Here is a 19,301-nt window from a genome sequence, read left to right as displayed (position 1 = left end):
TTTTGATTGTTAGTTAAGTTTAGAAACTGCAAATTTAGCTGTGAAATTCATCTTTTTCATGTACGAAGAATTTGCACCCGCTTGAAATTGTACAGAAATATTACCGTCTTTTTGTGCTTTGAATACGCGGCCATATGGTGAATTAGCATTGTAGGTGCCAATTACTTGGTTATCTGCATCAAAGACCGTATAAGAAATTGGGAACCCAGAATTTTGTACAAAGACTGTAAGTTCCTCTCCTTTATTGAGATTAAATGTTTCCTTTTGAGACACTTCATAAGAACTCATAGAGTAATATTTTGTAACTTCTTGAATTTCTAAATTCGTAGTTGCTGCACTCGCTTTTGGTGCCTCTGCTCCTGGTAAGTTCATACCTGATAGTACTGCAATTCCTAATGCCCCTGATAAAATAACTTTTTTCATAATACTAGTTCCTCCTTTAATATATTGCGAGATTTGAAAAGGAAATAAAAATAACACTCCCTGAAACCATTATAGTTACAATGAGAATGGTTTTCAATAGAGTTTGATATGTAATTCTGCATACAAGAGTAGCGATATAACGTAATCTATCAAGTTTAGAAGTATTCTTAAAAGAAGGAGAGAATTAATTTTAAAAATTATGAATGAGATTGTAGCTGAATTTTACATTTTTTACCTTATTACATGTGTATTAAGTGAATATTTTGTTGAGCTTATTTTTGTATGAAGGGGGTATTACAGATGATTGATTATTATCAAGTATTTTTAATTATCATGACAGGTGTTGCCTTGTTTTTTTATATACAACATTCAGGAGGGATACGTTATTTATTCTAAAATATAAGAAAAAGGAAGGTATAAACCTTCCTTTCATTATCCATTATGTCCATGTAAATATTTAATGACATTATTAAACTATATACTATAAGATGTGAAGCGAACTCCTTATTTAATTTACTAATGTAATTGGCGCTGTGTACATTGTGTCAACGTGGCCATCAGCATGCGTTACTTCAATTTTCATGCGATATGTTCCTGGTTCAGAAATTGCTCCACCATTGCCAGTCTCAGCATCAAAATCTTCATATACGTTTGTTCCAGCTGGTAATAGTGAACCATAGCGAAAATCAGCGTCATAATAATCCCAACCAGTATCGTATTGTTTTTCTACAGATGCTTGGTAATGTACATCATATGCATTATCATTTGTTGCTCGTAGGATAATATTTTGTCCCATTTTGTATTCTGTATTTGAAAGTTGAATTGTGAAATTGTTCAACGTTTCTTTAGGACCACAAATGTATCGGCAAAATTCGCTCGCTCCATCTGCTTGAGCTTTGGGTGTTTCCACGTTCATTGCTGTTAAACCGCCAAGAGCCAATGTTCCTGCTAATAATATTTTACCAAATGTTTTCATTTGAAATTCCCCCTGAATATGTTTTCAATTTGTTCGGTAGATGTCACTTCAAGTAGTTTTATAACATTAATCAAATCGAAAACTCTTTTTTCCTTGAGTACATTTGCTACCAATCTTCCATCTTGTATTAATTCAATCTGTACTTGAACTACCCCCACTTTCACTTCGTTTAGAAGAGGGGGATTCCTAAGTAAAGAGTTCTATCGAACTCTAATTTATTAGGCTATCTCCACAGTCCTTGCGGTTAGAAGCCTTATCGCTTCATTCTTTAGATTGATACTTGCGTTAATATCCCTATCATGGTGTGTAAGACAAGAAGGGCAGTTCCATTTACGTAGGTTTAGATTTTTAACGTCTTTGTTTTGATATCCACAACAAGAACATAATTGGCTTGAAGCAAATGTTTTCGATACAACAATGACTTGTTTGCCGTACCATTTTGCTTTGTATTCCAACATAGTTCGAAACTGAGACCATGATACCTCACTAATTGCTTTTGCTAACTTATGATTCTTTAACATATTTGATACTTGCAAATCCTCTATACCGATAACATCGTGGTTTTTGATGATTTCAGTCGAGATTTTGTCCAAGTAATCTTTTCTAGCATTCGTCATGTATTCATGAATTCTAGCTACTTTTACTCGTTGTTTATTCCAGCGAGAAGATCCTTTCATTCTTCTAGAAAGAACACGCTGTGCTTTTGCCAACTTCTCTTCTAATGATCGAAAAAACTTCGGATTTTTATAGGTTGTTCCATCTGACAAAATGGCGAAATCTTTTAGTCCCACATCCATTCCAATGTAAGAGTTTGTTTTCGGAAGTTCTTGCACTTCTATTTCAACTAACAATGACACAAAGTATCTGCCAGAAGGGTTTCGTCTAACTGTAGCATTTAAAATACGTCCTTTTACTTCACGACTTTTGGCAAATCGAACAAGACCTAGTTTTGGCAATTTTATTTTGTTTCCTACAATGGCAATGTTTTCATTTGTTTGTTTTGTGGTATAAGATTGTACGTTGTTTTTCTTAGATTTGAAACGCGGGGCATTATTTTGTTTTTTGAAAAGGCGTGTATAAGCATCCGCAAGGTTGCGAACAGACGACTGAATCGCGATACTATCCACTTCTTTTAGCCAAACAAACTCTTTCTTCATGGCAGGGAGTTTGGCAGAGCATGTACCATATGTCAAACCTTTCCCTGTTTCTTTGTATGCATTATCCCATAGAGATAGGAAATGATTGAATACAAAACGAGAACAGCCAATCGTTTTATTGATTAGGGTTGCTTGTGCTTTATTTGGATAGATACGAAATTTATATGCTTTATTAATCATCTTTCATTTCACCTCCATTTCGGTATGTTTCTATTATACAACAAACGTACATTCGATAGATAGTGAAGTAACAGTTTATGTATGTCGAACAATTAAGATGGCTTCCTGCCATCCCTTGTCCGAAGCCAATTCATCTCCCGCCTACTAACTTCGCGTTCCTTGAGGAAGGAGTCTTCTTGGCTAAAATGATAAAATTCCATAGTTTTGATTCCCATGTATGTATCTGAGTGTACATTGAATAAATCTGTTAATATATCGATTGCTGATGATACGTTTTGTATGTACTTATAGTATCTATTTATTAACATTTGTTGGAAAAATGATATTTTCATTATACATAATATTGTAATCTACTGACAAGCGATAATAACGCGGGTATTACCATTAGCAGGAAAGAAAAGTATTAAATAAGGGCGGTGTTCAAAATGAAGATAAAAACATTTGAAATGCGTGAAAAACGATTTGTAGAACCATTAGGCCACAAGTAATGTGGGAGTTTGTAAGTGCTGTAACAGAAGAGAGTGAGAAGGAGGGATTAGAATCTACACCAGGCTTATTAGAAAATTTATTTATACATGTAAAAGAAACCCTTCAAATTTAAGAGATGAAAAAGAGTATAACAAAAGCCTCTGTAAAAACAGAGGCTAGTATGCTAGATAAAGATAGATAATTTATGGGAGCGTATGTAAGATTAATCAATCATAAGTTTATTATTTCTGGATTAGTTGTAGAGCTTTCATCTGTTCTAAAAGAATTAAATTGTTTTGTTCAATCATCTTTGCCACTGCTTCAAAATAAGCTTGATTTTCAAGAATCTCAATCTGCTTCTCTTTAGGAAGTGATTGTAGTATTTCTTTCATTTCTTTACACTCGTATATGTTATTGTCTGAGTCTTCGACTAATTTATTACGACGATTTGTGTATTCAAGTGCACCTAAAGTCGCTAATGCGCGAGTATCTAATCCTAGAATTTCCATACATTCATCTCCTTTCCCTTTACAATAATTCGATAGGGGAAAGGAGATTCCTTTAGTAACTTGGTAGAGTTTTTATATAGTTATATAACATGTTATTTATTAGTGGGAATGTTATTTAGTATGAATGCAATAGAATTAGACTTAAAAGAACTCCTTAAACTATAAAGCAGATAAGAAATATATTTTCTCAACAGGATAAAAGGTATTCATCTATAAGTACTTATGTATAAGGATAATAGGAAAATAGAAATAAATAATAAAGGGGACTGTGAAATGATAGCATTAAAAAATGATCGAAATGTAAAAGAAATTTCGGAAGAGAACGTAGATTTATTAAAGGTTATGGCGCATCCAGTACGATTACAAATTGTAAATGAATTAATGCATCATAAAAAATGCAATGTTACACAGTTAACGGAAATATTAAGACTCCCTCAATCCACTGTTTCACAGCATTTATCAAAATTGAGAAAAACCGTACTCCGTACAGAAAGAAGAGGATTAGAGGTGCATTATTATATTGATAATGCTAAAGCTCGTCAGATTGTAGGGATTTTGGGTCTGTAGGTTAATAATATGCAAAAAAGTTTCCTGTTATAAAGCAGGGGGCTTTTTTATATTTATATATAGTAATTTTATTTTTGTGAGGATTACTGTGCAAATAAGAAAATATTGCTCATAGAATTTTTGTACATCTGAAAGGAGTGTAATGAGATAAGGTCTACTTATTTATTTACGATAGGGCTTATAATTATGTTTATGTTATTAAATTCTAAAAAAAGAATTGACTTCTGTTTTAGTTGTAACTATTATAGTTACATAAAGGTTGTAACTAAAGTTGTTACAATTAATTCTGCTTTATGTAAAAATACGGTTAGTATATTTATTTAAGGAAGGTGGCCCACACATTGTCGCTCAGTCTAGAAAGTCACTAAAAGATTAAAGGTAATGCATATTCCAAACTATAGTATTTTCTGCTTTGGGGCAATAATGTGTAGCGTTATCTTTTGTTAAAAATCTTAGTTGATTTTTTTGAAAGGGTTAGTTTTGGGGAAATATAGTAAGGTAGCTCATAAAAAAACAAGATATAAAAAAGATGTACTTATATAAACCAAAAAGTTAGCTGAGAATTTTAAGTGATAGCTGGACTGGTTAATAAAAATAAAGGTAGGAGATTTAAATGGAGACGAAACAAGATAACCTTATTTACGTATGGGACGCTTATTGTGGATGGTGCTATGGCTTTTCAGAAAGTATTAAAGGATTTTACAAAAAAAACACTGAAGTGCCGTTAACGGTTATATGTGGAGGGTTATTTTTAGATAATTTACCAATGAAAAACTTCTCATATATAGAAGAGGGAAATAAAAGAATTAATCAACTTACAGGTGCAGAATTTGGTCCTTCATATCAAAAATTGGTGGAAGAAGGGACTTTTAAAATGAATTCGAAAGATGCTGCAATTGGTTTTTCAGCTTTACGCTCATTAGCGCCAGACCGTTTATTAGAATTCACTTCGGCTATGCAAAAAGCGTTTTATTATGAGGGACAAAGTCTGAGTGACCCTGAAACATATCGTAAGATTGCAATTGAGCATGGTTTAGACCCTGAACAAGTACTAGAACGTTTAAACGCTCAAGAAACAATAATAGATGTCCAAAACGATTTCAATAAAGTTCGACAGCTTGGTGTTAATAGTTATCCTTCATTGCTTTTACAGAGGGATAATCAAATTATCCCTATTGGAGGCGGGGTAATGACGCCAGATAAAATCGAAGCACGTTTTAAAAATTTATATTAAAAAATTTTAAGTTAAAGTATATAGCATTTAACGTTTTAAAAAAGGCTAGAAGTGGATGGACTTAAACCTTTTTATAACAGTCGTAGTTTCAACTTATTTTTAAAAAGAGTCCAATTTTAATTTTTCTATAGACTATAGTAGCAAACATGTTAGTTTAAGCCAACGGACATTCATCTCTCGCCTATTTGCTGGTGCTATCACACTTTCAGGTAAATTGAAGAGGGAGCTTCTGGCGGAACAAGATAAAAGTATGTTAACTATTTAATAACTTTAACAAAAGGAGAATAACATTCTATGTTTAAAACAATCGATACAAATCAAAAAGATGTGAAATTGACGGTGTTTAGTTCAGACGAAAAAAGTTTTATGGTCACTGCAACCTTAGTTGAGAAAGCGGGACATGCATTTTTAATAAGCTCAAAATTTACTCAATCTGATTCAAAAGAAATTGTTGAGTATCTGAAAAAAAACGACTTATCTCTAGATAAAATTTTTATTATTCATGGAGATCCAGACTACTACTTTGGATTAGAGAGTATTAAAGCTGCTTACCCAGAAGCCATAGCGTATGCTACAGAGTCTACAGTTGAACATATTGTTCATTCTGTCTTAGGAAAATTAAAAGTTTGGAAAAACGTACTTGGAGAAAACGCACCAAGCAATGTGGTATTACCCCAAGTATTTAAAGAAAAAACGATTGATTTTCAGGGGTTAACATTTGAACTAGTAGGCTTAGACCATTACAGAACTAGCTTATTTAATAAAGAGCTAAAATTATTAATTGGTGGTATTGATGTATTTAACGAAATACATGTATTCTTAGCGGATACTAGCTCAAAAGCGGCTATGGAGGCATGGATTGAAAACTTGAAAGTATTACAAGTATTAAATGCCGACATAATTGTACCGAGCCATGGATCAATCGAAAAATCCTTAAATAATCAAGCACTTACTGCGACAATGGATTATCTAAGAACTGCAATTCAAGCTTCTGAAGAAAGTAAAACTTCAAAAGATTTTGTAGCGAAACTTGAAGCAGCATATCCAGACTATGCAAATAAAGGGGTATTAGAATTAAGTGCAAAAGTTGTAACAAAAGAAATGCCTTGGGGGTAATGATATGAATAAATATCAAAAACTATTACATGAAACGTATGTGTTAACAGGCGAAGGGAAATTAGATGCTTTCAAAGCGTATTTAAGTGAAAATGTATCTTGGACAGAAGCTGCTGGATTTCCATATGCAGGTACTTATATAGGGCCAGATGAAGTAGTGAAAAACGTACATGAACGTCTTGGAACGGAATGGGATAACTATAGTGCAAAAGATGAAATTTATGCATTTAATAATAATACTGTTATCGTTTATGGAAAATACAGTGGGACATATAAGGCAACAGGGAAAACATTTATAGCAGATTTTTGTCATCTTTATGAGTTTGATGAGAACGATAAGGTTAAGAAGTTTATTCAAATTGTGGACAGTGCAACTGTTAATGAGGTATTGAGTTAGAGTTAATCGTTTCTAACATATCTTGTATAAGGAGTAGTTTTAGGATAAAAGAATTTTCCTGACATTACCCTTACATTACATTTTTGGGAAGGTTTCTACTTCTCAAGCGTGTTATGGAAGATAATTTATATGATTAGAAGAGGTAGATATATATGAAATTAGAGAAAAATTTAATAGTAATAATTATTTCTGTGTTTATTTTAGGAATTGTGTCGACTTTGATATTTCAAGCTTCCACCGGTAATAACAAAGCTAACTCAATAAAGAGTGAGAATGTTGCCTCAGTATCAAAAGAAGCCACAGAAAATGAAAAGAATAAAAAGATGGTAGTTGATTTCTATAATGAAGTTTTTAACAAACATAATATCGATATTATCCCTAAATATGTAAGCGAAGATTATAAGCAACATAATCCTTTTGTTGATGATGGACGAAAAGCCTTCATGGATTTCTTTAAGGAGGACTTTGTTAAAAATCCTAATTCCTCTGCAGAGATAAAACGTGTAGTAGCTGAAGGAGATACAGTTGCTCTTCATGTACATTCTCGTACTAATACCCAAGATAAGGGAGTTGCTATAGTGGATATATTTCGTGTAAAAGATGGAAAGGTTGTCGAGCACTGGGATGTAATTCAAGAGATTCCAAGTGAGACAGCTAATGATAATACTATGTTTTAGGTAGAAAATATATTGGATTATTGTTTAATGTTGGAGTTGTATAGGTTCTAGAAATTTAGATAAATTATGTATAAGAAGAATAAAATGAAGGGATGTCCTAAATATGGTACTAGGACATCCCTTTTTGTTTTAACTAGAATTAATTTATAAACAAAAACTTCAATTCACCATCAACTTTATAGATTTTTTCAACAATAGGTACTTTTTCATTTTTTTGTTTAATGAAGGGGCGTTTTCTTTTTTCTCGTTCAGCATTTAAGTCAATAATCAAAATGTCTTATTTCCTTTAGCAAGGCTTATAAAATTCTAATAGCTCAACTGGAATATTATTTTTGTATGCTAGACATCCCTAGCTCACGAGCCACTTTTGGATCAATGCCATATATATCTGCAGTTCTTCTTTCTTCGTTTAATCCTATTAATACAAACTCGATTCGTTTATATACAGCAAAAGGATTAACATTATAGGCTGTTTCCAAATCGTTTTTTCAACTACCTTAATAAAAAGATTTGGGCCTCGGTCATATGGTACAAAACCATTTTTAAAATCTTGTTCATCTGTAGAAATTAGTTGTAGGCGGTTATCTATTTGTACTATTTTATATTCTTTTTCAGCATAAATTGCGTACTTATTTTGTCTCATCTTTTTGATTTCTTCTCTTTAATTTTTAGCAGTAGCTGGAACGAATTTTCATTACGTCCATTATATACTTCCACTAATCGTTCTTTACCACGTACTATTTCATAGATCTCATCCCCGTCATTTGGTTGCAATCCCTGCCTATATTGTTGGAAAACTTGTTGTATCTAAAGTTGACGAATTACGTTTCTATGCTTTTCCTTTTTGGCAGGATAAAGATGTTGCTGGTACTGTAGATATTGGCTTAGGATTTGCTATTGGTACGAAAGTGAGTATGGATGGTTCCCCACAATACAAAGTGCACAATAGCAAAGGCGAAGCATACTATGTAACTATGAATAAAGCCTATGTCTATGTGCGGTGAGAATTAAAAAGCAGAGCCTTTGTGCTCATAAGGTTCTGCTTTTATTTGTTGTAATTAATTGTCCTTATCTAGTGTAAATCCCCAGATAGGTTCTACTTTTTCAATTAACTCAATATCATCTAGTGGTACAGTTTTTGAAAATTCACCACGACCAGCTGTAGACATCCCTAGCTGACGAGCCACTTTTGGATCAATTCCATATATATCCACAGTTCTTTTTTCTTCGTTTAAACCTATTAATACAAACTCAATTCCTTTATATACAGCAAAAGGAGTAACATTATAGGCTGTTTCTAAATCTTTTTTTTCAACTACCTTAATAAAAAGATTTGGGTCTCGGTCATATGGTACAAAACCATTTTTTAAATCTTGTTCATCTGTAGAAATTAGCTCTAGGTGATTATCAATTTTCACTATTTTATATTCTTTTTCAGCATAAATTGCGTACTTATTTTGTCTCATCTTTTTGATTTCCTCTCTTTAATTTTTAGCAGTAGCTGGAACGAATTTTTCATTACGTCCATCATATACTCCCACTAATCGTTCTTTACCACGTACTATTTCATAGATCTCATCCCCGTGATTTGGTTGCAAGCCTTTTCCGTACGTTGACTCATATTCGGGGATGACTTTTCCGTTTTCTGCCATAATAAATCCATTTCCTGTTTGAGGATGATTAAGATATTCACTAGGTTTTTTGTTAACTGCGTCACCAAAGTTTTCGCCATACGGTATATATAGATTTTCCACGTCATTTGATTTAAAGCGAATAACACCAAAGTCACTTTCTGTAGTAAATTTAGTTTTATGATAATCCAATCGTAACGAATGATATAAATCACGTGATGATTGAATGTCTGCCACATCTTCAAACTTCGCAACGCATCCACGAACCATATTCCAATTCGGATTGGTTAAATAATGTTTAATATCTTCTAATGGAATCGCCTTTTGCATCATGGTAGTAGAAGTTGGTGCTGGAACACTGTCTCTAATCTGTTTCATGGTCACCACTTCTTCTGGACTAAGTTCATGATACATCTTTGTTTTTAACTCATCAAACTTTTCACGTGGCATATCTACATCTCGCAAAACAGAATCTATTTGATTATTAAAGTTATTTTCAGTTAGATGTTCGATTTGGTTCCGTGTATATTTTGGTTGGACCTCAGCCACTGTTCCGCCAGTATTCTCTAAATAACGTTTTACTTGTGCTTCACCTACACTTGTGACAGGTTTGGACCTATCACCTTTAGCAAACTGATAGGTTGATAGTTCCTCCTTAGCTTGTCTAAATATAGCACTGTCAAATGCTGAGTTGATACCACTACTACTACCTGCGAAAGCCAAATTATCACCTTTATTAAATAATTGTCCAGCTTTTGAGATACCTTGAGAGAATTTAGCACCTTGCGCTAGTTTTGTAGCTTTACTGACCCCTTTATCTCCAAGAAGACCTAATCCAATTTGTGTTAATGCATACGATCCCCATCTTGCACGGGTTTCTGCATCTCCATTTATCACATCTTTATTAAAAGAATCTGATAAGGCATTCCACATAGCTGGCAAAGCTTCATCTAAATGGGTGACAGTGTAGCCCATGCCTTTCCAAGTTTCCCAGTCACCTAATGCCTTTATACCGTCAATTGTATCTCCAACAGCATCTCCCGCACCATCTACTATACCATCCCAAACTTTTCCTAGGAAAGATTTTTCAGGTGCTTTACTAGATGTAGTTTCTTTTTGAGTCGTTACATCTTGATTATCCGTAACGCGGAATTTCTCAGCAATTCTCTTTAATTCTTCTTCAACATGTACAAGTGCATTAATAGCTGTGAACGCAGATGGTCTTGCGTCGTTGAACATTTGAACGAAGTTTTGATTCGATACACCAGTCCATTGGAAACACATGTAATCAATCTGATTGCATAAATTATTATGTATGGATTCTAGCGCATGTTTTGTATCATTAGCCCGTTTTGCAACTTGCTCTAATTCTTCGGGCGTTACTTTTATTTGAACCATTTTCTTCCTCCCTTTCCCGATTAAAATTATGAGGTAAGGAAGGGGAAATGTAAATACTTAATATTAAGAAAAATCAGCTGTGGCATGCTAAATAGTTATGGATGACGTCTATGTATATGTGGAGTGAATATAAAGTTTTTATGAGTATGGAAAAGTGGTAGTTTCAATTAAAACTACCACTTTTAATTCGTCCTTGCTTTATAGGGGAGGGGAAGGGAGTTAAGATAAAGATATTTTAGTAGATTTGTTCTAATTTAAAATTAGTTTGAATGAAGGGGATAATTTGCTAAATTCACTATGTTGTTCATTTCCTTCTTGATTCATACTTGCTTGATAAGAGGAAAAGCTTTTATACATTTTTCTTTTCCATTGCCACAAACCATTACTTTGATCGAATTCACCATAGTATTGATTGTAATCAAGTTTGTTTCCTTTGTTTTTATTAAAATTATTGCTAATAAAAATACGGCTATTACTTGCATAAATTTGGTTATTGGTAATTACATTGTTCCGGATATCGTAATTTAATTCGATTTGGTCACTCTCTTGATCTTTTGTGTCATTTTTATAAATAATATTATTTGTAATTGTGTTATTTTCGGCATATCCTTGCTGAATGTCATATCCACCAATTGCAATGCCACTCATGATATTATTGGATATTGTATTGTCTCTAACAGTAATTTGACTTGCACTTTTTCCAGCATGTTCGCTAGCTACTTCAATGCCGAAGTCGTTTTCATAGCTCCGATTTTGCTCAATGATAATTTCCTTCCCACCATCTACGTAAATACCATCAGCTGAATATTCATTATAACTAGTGTTATTGATGGATGAATTGTGATGAGCGATATTGTTACGAACAATTCCATTCCGTGCTTGATCTAAAGTAGCTACTGGAGATACTCCTTCATGTCCAATAAGAACACTTCCGATGTTGTTGTTATCATGTACTTTGTTATTGGTAACTTCAAAAGAATCTACATTCCCATTCACAGCAATTGCTTCACTTAGTCCTAATTTCAAATTTGCTACTTCGTTATTATCTAAGACAATATGATTTAAATTATTTTGTGCATGAGAAGAAGTGCCATAGACAGCTATACCGTGTGCATTTCCATTCTTTACATTCGTTTATGTTCAGACTGAAGATAATAAATTTGAGGGTGTTTTAGGCTGTATAGCAATAAATGAAAAAGATGCTCCAGTAAGTTACTTTCCTGCAAAAAGTATGGAACTACAATTTTGTGTCGAGGACATGGTGGGGTAATTTTGCATCAGCACATCATAGACCAACTGATTGATAGAGGTATTTATAAATCTAAGGACAGGCTTCGAGATTTGTTCGAATGCTCGTTTGAGGAGTTAGTGGAATTGTTGGAGGGAGAAGAGTGAGCTTTAAAAAGGAAATGGTAATCATTTTAGTCAGCTGGCTTTTAATCAGTGTGACAATTTTCTTACTAAAATACAAACTTGGAGTGAACTTATAATGATTCAGTTACACACAATTACATCTGAAGAGAAGAAACAAAACTTTGATATTACGGAACTATTTGAAATGCAAAAAGAACTGGATAAACGAATTGGATATAAAGGACATGACAAAATGGATATGTTGCTTCGTGCATTACTGGTGGAGATCAGTGAAGCATGGAATGAAACTCGAGCGTTTAAGATGTGGAGCACAGGATTTGGAGTTCCTAAGAATGGACTATTAGAAGAGTTAATTGATGGTCTCCATTTTTTCATGAACATTGTAATTGAATTAGATAAATGTACATGGAGACATGAACTTATTCCATCGTTCAGTATGCAATCAATTATGAGAAAAGATACGAGCAATGTAAATATGCTGTTCGAATGGTACATGCAAGATGTGTTGACTGCAAAAAGGGCATCATCACTGAAATAAAAAAGCCCTGCACACAGGGCGTATAAAAAGATACCTTAGCAATAACGACGATTAGGGGGACGTATTAGCTAAGGTATCTGTATAGGTGATGCATACTAAGTATGCAATCAGGAGCATTGTTGAATGTATTGGGTTATTCAACACGTTTAGAATAACACGAAATTTCTGTTAACTCACCCGGTAAATTTATCCTGAAAATATTCGGTAGGATTTTTAGGTCTAAAATATGTTCATAAATTATAACAAAATCGTTATTTGTAAAATGTCATATGTTTTTTATTCTCTTTATAGTACTCTAAGCGGTTTTGCAAAGTACCAGTGTGGAATTCAAACTTATGGCCATCCGGGTCTGTAAAGTAAAGAGATCTTTGGTCTCTCTCGTCTCTTTCTCGACCATGTAAAATATTAACTTCATTTTGAATTAATATTTCTTTTAAATGATCTAATTTTTCATTTGTTACAGTAAAAGCTATATGTGTATAAGATTGCTTAATTTCATTTCTTGGTATATCTTCTTCAACATTTAAAGCAATCCATAATCCATTTAAATCAAAATACGCTAATTTTCTACCTGTTACTAATAATTTTGCTTGAAGTATTTTTTGATAGAATTCAATAGATTTTTCCAAGTTTGAAACAGAAAAACAAATATGATTAATTCCTTGTAGCATACGAAGCTCCCACTATAATTAAACTTATATTATATTTTTATATGAAGATTATATAAGTTTAAGAGCGATTTATAAAGAATTACTACAAAATAGTTATTTGAATAGAAAATGACAGCTGAAATATTAAGATCGTATCAGCTTTCACTAAAATAGATATTAATTTTTATTATTAGGTTTTTTAGTTGGTATTTTTGCTTTTATTTCTAGAGGAAATTGTACCAAAGATTGCCCCGGACATTGCTCCGATTAAAGTCATAAAAATTGCACTCCATGCTGCAAATGACATAACTACACCTCCTAATAATAAATTGTTGTAACTATATAAAGTTATTGTTTCGTAGCCTTTTTAATAGAAATGATGATTGCAACAACTATTAAGAAAATAAGAGGAGACCAAGAAAAGAAAGACATTTAGTATTCTCCTTTCGATATTAATTTTAAATATTTTTATAAACCAATTATTACATGTTTGTAAATCTGACATACAGAATATGTAATATTGCATATCGAAACTTAACAAAATAATCTGAGCTAGATAAATGTACATGGAGACATGAACTCATTCCATCGTTCAGTATGCAATCAATTATGAGGAAAGATACAAGCAATGTAAATATGCTGTTCGAATGGTATATGCAAGATGTGTTGACTGCAAAAAGGGCATGGTGTCAGTACAGAGATTTAACTACAACGATGGGGCATTTGAGAAGAGCGTTTGGCATCTTCTTTCGTATTTGCTATTTGTATGGATTTACTTATGAGGATGTAATTGATTCGTATAAGGAGAAGAATGCGGAAAACTTCGAGAGACAGGATAATGGATATTAATCAAATTTGAATTTTATTGAAAAAGAGCACTATTAGAATAGTGCCCGACTTCAATTTTCAGGAGTGTTATGAGGAAACTTAAGTAGGTGGCTTAAGTTTCTCTGTAATAAATATGAATCTGTGATTAGAAAAATGCCTATATTTTAAAGTGGATTTAGGGGGTATTTGTATATGGTGAAATCTTTGTTAAAAATGTCTTCAACTAATTGAATAGTTTCGGAGTCATAAAAACTATCATATGTTGGGAGTCTTGGAAATGAAGGATCTGTAATGTCAACATCTGCGAAGTCCCCTTTAAAGATGGTGCTTTTACTTTGATGATGCCATGACTTAGTTAATACATCTAAAGGGGACTTCTTTAGACCATATATATTTTCTAAATTTGAAATTTCAGAAGAGAAATTTTCAAGGTAAATATAGTTGGTAACAAATTCTTCTTCATCTTGAACATATTGTTGCGCATAGTGCGGATTCACAGCATCTAAATTTTTCATATGTGCTTTTAAGTAATATAAGAAAAGTTTAAAGGAGATTTTTTTATTACAGTTTTCATCATGATATAAAAATTGTCTAATTGGCTGCCACTCTGGATGTTTGATATGTGGTGGGGGGATTAGTGAGAGAAATGAACTTACTGCTCTTTTATAGGGGTTTCTTACAAGTTTATAAGTGTGCTTTTCTTTTAATTGTAATTCAGTAGCCACTTGTATGAAGTATGGAACTGAATTCTTATAAATATCGTATTCATAGTTATGAATAAATGAGTTGTATTTAATGGCTTCTTTAAATAATCCAATTTGGTAAAAGAACCAATGTGCTAATGAAGTGCAGCCACCTTTCCTCATAAGTGTGCAAACACGAAATAGGAGGGGTATCAATTTGATAACAACAACTGATTGACTGAAAGTAGGAATGAAAGCCGTCAGGTTGAGCTGAAACTACTTATCTGATACTCCTATATGGCGTGATAGTAGTCACAAATTGTATGAAGCTAGGTGAAGTCGGCTGAATAAAACCTAAGTGAAAAATCATATGGTGATGGATAGGTCGGGATGCTACAAAATATCTATGGTGAGAATGTCTAAATGGACTGGCGAACTTGCGAATGTACGGCTCTAAACGCTTAATACATTAGAAATGTGTATGTCGTCAATGACGACGTTATCTACCGAAAAGTAAGAGTAAATGATATGAAATTCGGAACATCTAACGATGAGGGTGTAAAGATAACAGGCTTAAAGCAAGCACCTAAGGATATATGTATAGCTAAGTCAATTGGAACGTGGTAAGCAAGAAACTGTCATCAACGCCTACTAGCAGACAGGTGCATATAAGGTTCTAACGAACCGAAATTGCTTCATTCTTGTGAAGGTGGGGACATAGTACCGAAGAAGCATGTAATAAATGTGGAGGGATAGTCCCTAGTCTTGTTCTTTGAAAACTAAATCAATTAGATGTAACTCATAGGATCGAGTAAGATAATGTGACCTTTCGTAAGAAAGGGGAATTAATACGTAGGTGAGTAAAACATTGTTTGTAATCTAGTTGCTTTAGTATAGAAGAATAAGATGGGGCGCTGTATGCGATGAAAGTCGCACGTACAGTGTTAAGCGGGGGAAAAGATGGAGATAACTTCAAAGTCTTACCTATCGCAACTATTTTGAATAAATAAAAGAACCCGTTTGTTATAAACGGATTCTGTGTACAAGGAATGCAAGGTAACTGGTCCAGAGAAACCTATATATTTCTTGGTTTGATAATAATGTATTCGAAGTAATAGAAATGGTTAATAAAAAGAGCACATTTTTATATGCACTCTTAGTAAGGTAGGTGAATGTCTCATGAAAAAGAAAGAATCATAAAAATTGTAATCAGATTTTTATGAGTAAATTTTTAATATTGTATTCCTTACTTGGATCTATTGAGCCTGTCACTGAAGAAAATGGTCAAGTGGAATCTAGAAGTAATTAAACAAAATCCTTATTTAAAAACAAGAGTCCCTAGAGTTAGGGCTCTAGGGATTCTTGTTTTGGTATAACTCACACGGTTTTATAAAAAGGATTGAACATGCTGAAGATAACATATGAATGTTTCATAAATGTATCGAAAAAGTGAACAAAATTGCTATTGCAAAAGTAGCAGAAATGAAGTTTCTAATAGTTAAGTACGTAAAAGGTGTTATTTCCAGTGGATAAAATGCGCGTGGGGCACCTAATCATTATTTTATCGGAGGAAAAGAATATGTTATGAACTTGGTTGAATGAAAAAATGAAAATTTTACTTTAAGCGAAGTTAATAAAGCTAAGCATATAGAGATTACATATATATTACCAAAAATGGGATTTGATTTCTATATGTTAGATGTTGAGAAAAAATCACTTGGCACAACAAAGTAGCCAGCTTAATCAGCTAACCACTTGTTGTACAAAAAAAATTAGGCCCTACAAGCAATGTTTCATAATCTGTAACTTAAGGTTACCGTTTTAGTATAAACGGGCTTGAAAATATTATTCAGAATGAAGAAACTCAATAAAAATTTCATTTTGTAGAAATAAAAACCCTAGTTTCCTAGGGTAATGGTATAACAGCTCAATATATTTTATTCTTTTATATTTTAACGTAATATTACGTTGGAAACATCAGGTAAATGTAACCAATTGCAGAAAAAGAGCAGCTAGCAAAAGCTAACTGCTTAATACAGAGAAGAGAAGAACTACAGGGACAGTTAAATGAGTTCTGGCTTATCGCCTGTGTATAGTATTTGCGAATTATTAAATTTTATTCAGGAGGAATGGATTTGAAAAGATATCGCGTTGAATTTACTGAAACTAAATCTTATGAAGCATTTGTGGAGGCACCTGATTTAGATAAAGCAATAGAAGGACTATCAAATGTTTCAATTGTATGATCAGCCCACTCGATTACTTCAGTTTTTGAAAATAAACCAATTTGTAACCCTATCCTCAAAACCTCAGCTATTATTTTTATATTAACCATATATATAACTCCTTAGAATTTTGATAATTATATACTAACCTAAACCTCAAAAAAGGTATTGATATTCGGATTAAAACCAAAAAACAAGATAGAAATTCACCTGGAGAATAAATTATACTTTCAGTTCCATAAGAAAAATATTTGTTAAACAAAATAGTATAATTTGTAATTTCAAGGACAGGAAATAAGGGAGAGAAATTGGGTTATCTAGTAGAGGAGGTTGTTATATGTGTAACTGTAATCAATGTGGAACAGAAATGATTATGCAATTACAAGACAGATATAGAGAATATTGCCCAAGATGTGAAGGTCTTAGACCAAGTAGCTTAGTATACTATAATTTATATGAATTACTAGATTATATGGAAGCAAACAATTATATGAATAAGGAAAATATGCTAAATAACTTTCTAAAATGGGAGTTTGAGTTAACAAAGGGAAATATATTTAAGTTATATTTAGATGTAGATAGATATGATACCCCTGATGATGAGGAGCTTATAAAACAATTAGAGGTTTATATGAAGGGGATTCGATTAAAATTAAATGTTAAATATGAGGATGACTATATATGGATTAAGGTTAATTAGATATGATTATATATAATGAGTTTTATTTCAAAAACTTCAGAAGCAATGGAAGTAATGAATATGAATCGTTCTAGATTGAAGGTATTAGTTAAAAATGGACGGATTATTCCATTGAAACGGACAAAAAATATGCGTTTTTTCTTGAAGTCCGATGCAGAACAATTAGGAAAAGAATTGGCAGTATTAAGAAAAAAATATCGTCCATTTGAATAAGGAGGTTTATGTTTTTTATAACGATAACCCCTTTTATCAGTTCTACTTGAGGTAATTGGCGGAATGTATTTTCATGTTTATAAAAAGAGCTTAGAACAATTAAACTTTTTTTACGAAAAACTAGAAAAAACACAAGATACAATGGTGGCAATCGAACTAACTAATAGCATAAATGATGATGTTAAAAAAATAGAGTTACAAGAGAAAATAATTCTTAATTTAATTGAAAGAAGCAGCAAAGCTAAATAAAAGTGATTTAAATTATTCATAATAAGACTCAGATTTTAATATGAATAATGGCTCTTTGAATAGAGTGAAATAAAAGTTTTATACAATGAAGGAGGAATAGTTATGAATACTTTTAATCACAATGGTAAATTGTTTAACTTATAGAGAAAAATTACGTTTAGCCAATGAATTAGCTAAGTTAAGAATCGAAGAAGACAAATTAAAAACTATGAATGGAGCACAACAACAGGAGAAAAGCCCAATATTAGATTTATTGAAAGAAATTGATGATAGGGGATAGGTGTAACGGTAATTGTATATGTTACACCTATTTTGATAAAAAAATTTTAAAAATATATAAATATATTTGGTATCTGGAGAGTTTATTTAATATTTTTTTGTGAATAGTACCAATCGCCACCAGGAGCTATATTATAAAACTGAGGGTCTTCTACAGCATTGAAGATTTTTATATAGGATTTTTCTAGATCGTTCAAATGTTCAGTTGAATATCCATAAGCGAGAATCTCTCTCTCGAAATTTTCTTCTCCAAATTCTTTAATGGCTTTTTTAAGGAAAGTCCCACTTCCAAGGTAATTATCTCCAAACTTAGTGTGTTTACCAATGTATTGCATGCCATTGACTAGATTGATAGTTATATAGATAAATACACATGGGGTATCAGAACTTATACTTTCAATTTTTGAAGATTTATTTTTCCTATTTTTTTCTTTTTTCATAAAATTGTCATTCCATTTATTATTTGCTACTAGCATTTTTAAAAATTCGGTAAAAAGGTTATTTTGGGTTCGTACCATATTTTCACCATGCTTATCTGTGTGCTTTATACTGGAAATAATCGCTGATTTTTCTTTTATGTGGATTTTGTACAGTGAGTTTTATCGTATTTTCATCATGCTGCTAAAAGTTTAAAATTAAATTTTTTAAATATTTGTTAGTATCTATCATTATTGATTCCTCCTAGATGGATAATTGAATGGTAGTGAATAGAAACTAAATCGGTTTGGATATTAATTTCAAACAATGGAGTGTTTATATTAATTTTCATATTAACAGCAACATAGAGAAGTTTGGAGCATAAATGTAGATTTTGTAGTAAAATTTAACT

Annotated in this window: 21 protein-coding genes and 5 pseudogenes; 13 read left to right on the top strand and 13 right to left on the bottom strand. The window is 32.4% G+C overall.

What is annotated here, in order from left to right; translation table 11 throughout:
• Nucleotides 1-9: 9 nt before the first annotated feature.
• The 4 genes from QCI75_RS28660 to QCI75_RS28645 form a co-directional block, all read right to left on the bottom strand.
• On the bottom strand, nt 10-423 hold the full coding sequence (locus QCI75_RS28660; protein ID WP_353761916.1) for a hypothetical protein: 414 nt from the start codon (nt 421-423) through the stop codon (nt 10-12).
• Between the two features lie 508 nt (nt 424-931).
• Nucleotides 932-1,399, bottom strand: a complete 468-nt coding sequence (locus tag QCI75_RS28655; protein ID WP_353761914.1) for a hypothetical protein — start codon at nt 1,397-1,399, stop codon at nt 932-934.
• A 218-nt stretch (nt 1,400-1,617) separates the two neighbouring features.
• Nucleotides 1,618-2,736, bottom strand: a complete 1,119-nt coding sequence (tnpB, locus tag QCI75_RS28650) for an IS200/IS605 family element RNA-guided endonuclease TnpB (protein WP_353761912.1) — start codon at nt 2,734-2,736, stop codon at nt 1,618-1,620.
• A gap of 710 nt (nt 2,737-3,446) precedes the next feature.
• Nucleotides 3,447-3,713: a hypothetical protein gene (locus QCI75_RS28645; RefSeq protein WP_113735992.1), complete on the bottom strand. Its 267-nt coding sequence runs from the start codon at nt 3,711-3,713 to the stop codon at nt 3,447-3,449.
• Between the two features lie 273 nt (nt 3,714-3,986).
• Here QCI75_RS28645 and QCI75_RS28640 point away from each other — a divergent pair, with 273 nt between their 5' ends.
• The 5 genes from QCI75_RS28640 (at nt 3,987) to QCI75_RS28620 (ending at nt 7,704) form a co-directional block, all read left to right on the top strand.
• Nucleotides 3,987-4,280 (top strand): ArsR/SmtB family transcription factor, encoded by a 294-nt coding sequence (locus tag QCI75_RS28640; protein ID WP_002144281.1) that lies wholly within the window; start codon nt 3,987-3,989, stop codon nt 4,278-4,280.
• A gap of 613 nt (nt 4,281-4,893) precedes the next feature.
• The gene (locus QCI75_RS28635) at nt 4,894-5,514 is read left to right on the top strand and encodes a DsbA family protein (protein WP_002150885.1); all 621 of its coding nucleotides are present in this window, start codon (nt 4,894-4,896) and stop codon (nt 5,512-5,514) included.
• A gap of 294 nt (nt 5,515-5,808) precedes the next feature.
• On the top strand, nt 5,809-6,630 hold the full coding sequence (locus QCI75_RS28630; protein ID WP_353761909.1) for an MBL fold metallo-hydrolase: 822 nt from the start codon (nt 5,809-5,811) through the stop codon (nt 6,628-6,630).
• Between the two features lie 4 nt (nt 6,631-6,634).
• Nucleotides 6,635-7,027, top strand: a complete 393-nt coding sequence (locus QCI75_RS28625; protein WP_353761908.1) for a nuclear transport factor 2 family protein — start codon at nt 6,635-6,637, stop codon at nt 7,025-7,027.
• A 152-nt stretch (nt 7,028-7,179) separates the two neighbouring features.
• Nucleotides 7,180-7,704 (top strand): nuclear transport factor 2 family protein, encoded by a 525-nt coding sequence (locus tag QCI75_RS28620; protein ID WP_353761907.1) that lies wholly within the window; start codon nt 7,180-7,182, stop codon nt 7,702-7,704.
• Between the two features lie 139 nt (nt 7,705-7,843).
• Here the strand turns inward: QCI75_RS28620 and QCI75_RS28615 are convergent, their stop codons facing one another.
• Together QCI75_RS28615 and QCI75_RS28610 are read right to left on the bottom strand one after the other, a co-directional pair.
• Entirely contained in the window at nt 7,844-7,975 is a 132-nt protein-coding gene (locus tag QCI75_RS28615) for a hypothetical protein (protein ID WP_353761906.1), read from the bottom strand.
• Nucleotides 7,976-8,030: 55 nt separating this feature from the next.
• A complete protein-coding gene (locus QCI75_RS28610) occupies nt 8,031-8,183 on the bottom strand; it encodes a hypothetical protein (RefSeq protein WP_353761905.1) in 153 nt (50 codons plus the stop codon).
• 297 nt (nt 8,184-8,480) lie between these two features.
• On the opposite strand from QCI75_RS28610, the pseudogene QCI75_RS28605 reads away from it, so the two are divergent.
• Nucleotides 8,481-8,708, top strand: a pseudogene (locus tag QCI75_RS28605) (N-acetylmuramoyl-L-alanine amidase); the annotation flags it as partial.
• 54 nt (nt 8,709-8,762) lie between these two features.
• On the opposite strand, the gene QCI75_RS28600 reads toward QCI75_RS28605, so the two are convergent.
• From QCI75_RS28600 to QCI75_RS28590, 3 genes and pseudogenes are all read right to left on the bottom strand, one after another.
• Nucleotides 8,763-9,170: a hypothetical protein gene (locus QCI75_RS28600; protein ID WP_353761904.1), complete on the bottom strand. Its 408-nt coding sequence runs from the start codon at nt 9,168-9,170 to the stop codon at nt 8,763-8,765.
• An 18-nt stretch (nt 9,171-9,188) separates the two neighbouring features.
• Nucleotides 9,189-10,733: a WXG100 family type VII secretion target gene (locus QCI75_RS28595; protein ID WP_353761902.1), complete on the bottom strand. Its 1,545-nt coding sequence runs from the start codon at nt 10,731-10,733 to the stop codon at nt 9,189-9,191.
• Between the two features lie 249 nt (nt 10,734-10,982).
• Nucleotides 10,983-11,867 (bottom strand): annotated as a pseudogene (locus QCI75_RS28590) (right-handed parallel beta-helix repeat-containing protein); the annotation flags it as partial.
• Nucleotides 11,868-11,978: 111 nt separating this feature from the next.
• Between QCI75_RS28590 and fbpA the strand changes: the two are divergent.
• The gene (gene fbpA / locus QCI75_RS28585) at nt 11,979-12,128 is read left to right on the top strand and encodes a Fur-regulated basic protein FbpA (protein WP_353761901.1); all 150 of its coding nucleotides are present in this window, start codon (nt 11,979-11,981) and stop codon (nt 12,126-12,128) included.
• A gap of 94 nt (nt 12,129-12,222) precedes the next feature.
• A pseudogene (locus QCI75_RS28580) lies at nt 12,223-12,630 on the top strand (dUTP diphosphatase); the annotation flags it as partial.
• 266 nt (nt 12,631-12,896) lie between these two features.
• Here QCI75_RS28580 and fosB read toward each other — a convergent pair.
• Nucleotides 12,897-13,316 carry a FosB/FosD family fosfomycin resistance bacillithiol transferase gene (gene fosB, locus QCI75_RS28575; protein WP_353761900.1) on the bottom strand — a complete coding sequence of 140 codons (420 nt, stop codon included), beginning with the start codon at nt 13,314-13,316 and terminating at the stop codon, nt 12,897-12,899.
• A gap of 178 nt (nt 13,317-13,494) precedes the next feature.
• A pseudogene (locus QCI75_RS28570) lies at nt 13,495-13,684 on the bottom strand (hypothetical protein).
• Nucleotides 13,685-13,844: 160 nt separating this feature from the next.
• Between QCI75_RS28570 and QCI75_RS28565 the strand changes: the two are divergent.
• A pseudogene (locus tag QCI75_RS28565) lies at nt 13,845-14,144 on the top strand (dUTP diphosphatase); the annotation flags it as partial.
• Nucleotides 14,145-14,287: 143 nt separating this feature from the next.
• Here QCI75_RS28565 and QCI75_RS28560 read toward each other — a convergent pair.
• Complete coding sequence (locus QCI75_RS28560; RefSeq protein ID WP_483299486.1) at nt 14,288-15,028, bottom strand: sulfotransferase family 2 domain-containing protein; 741 nt, start codon at nt 15,026-15,028, stop codon at nt 14,288-14,290.
• A gap of 2,340 nt (nt 15,029-17,368) precedes the next feature.
• Here QCI75_RS28560 and QCI75_RS28555 point away from each other — a divergent pair.
• The 4 genes from QCI75_RS28555 (at nt 17,369) to QCI75_RS28540 (ending at nt 18,473) form a co-directional block, all read left to right on the top strand.
• Nucleotides 17,369-17,731, top strand: coding sequence for a hypothetical protein (locus QCI75_RS28555; RefSeq protein WP_353761898.1), 363 nt, complete (start codon nt 17,369-17,371; stop codon nt 17,729-17,731).
• Nucleotides 17,732-17,746: 15 nt separating this feature from the next.
• Nucleotides 17,747-17,944: a DNA-binding protein gene (locus QCI75_RS28550; protein ID WP_353761896.1), complete on the top strand. Its 198-nt coding sequence runs from the start codon at nt 17,747-17,749 to the stop codon at nt 17,942-17,944.
• Between the two features lie 63 nt (nt 17,945-18,007).
• The gene (locus tag QCI75_RS28545; RefSeq protein ID WP_353761895.1) at nt 18,008-18,193 is read left to right on the top strand and encodes a hypothetical protein; all 186 of its coding nucleotides are present in this window, start codon (nt 18,008-18,010) and stop codon (nt 18,191-18,193) included.
• Between the two features lie 121 nt (nt 18,194-18,314).
• Nucleotides 18,315-18,473, top strand: a complete 159-nt coding sequence (locus QCI75_RS28540; protein ID WP_353761893.1) for a hypothetical protein — start codon at nt 18,315-18,317, stop codon at nt 18,471-18,473.
• Between the two features lie 82 nt (nt 18,474-18,555).
• Here the strand turns inward: QCI75_RS28540 and QCI75_RS28535 are convergent, their stop codons facing one another.
• On the bottom strand, nt 18,556-18,912 hold the full coding sequence (locus QCI75_RS28535; RefSeq protein WP_353761891.1) for a GIY-YIG nuclease family protein: 357 nt from the start codon (nt 18,910-18,912) through the stop codon (nt 18,556-18,558).
• Nucleotides 18,913-19,301: the final 389 nt, after the last annotated feature.

The organism is Bacillus cereus group sp. RP43 (assembly GCF_040459645.1).
Taxonomy (GTDB): domain Bacteria; phylum Bacillota; class Bacilli; order Bacillales; family Bacillaceae_G; genus Bacillus_A; species Bacillus_A mycoides_C.
Note: the sequence above shows the minus strand (reverse complement) of the source record. Positions and strands in the feature narration are given on the sequence as shown.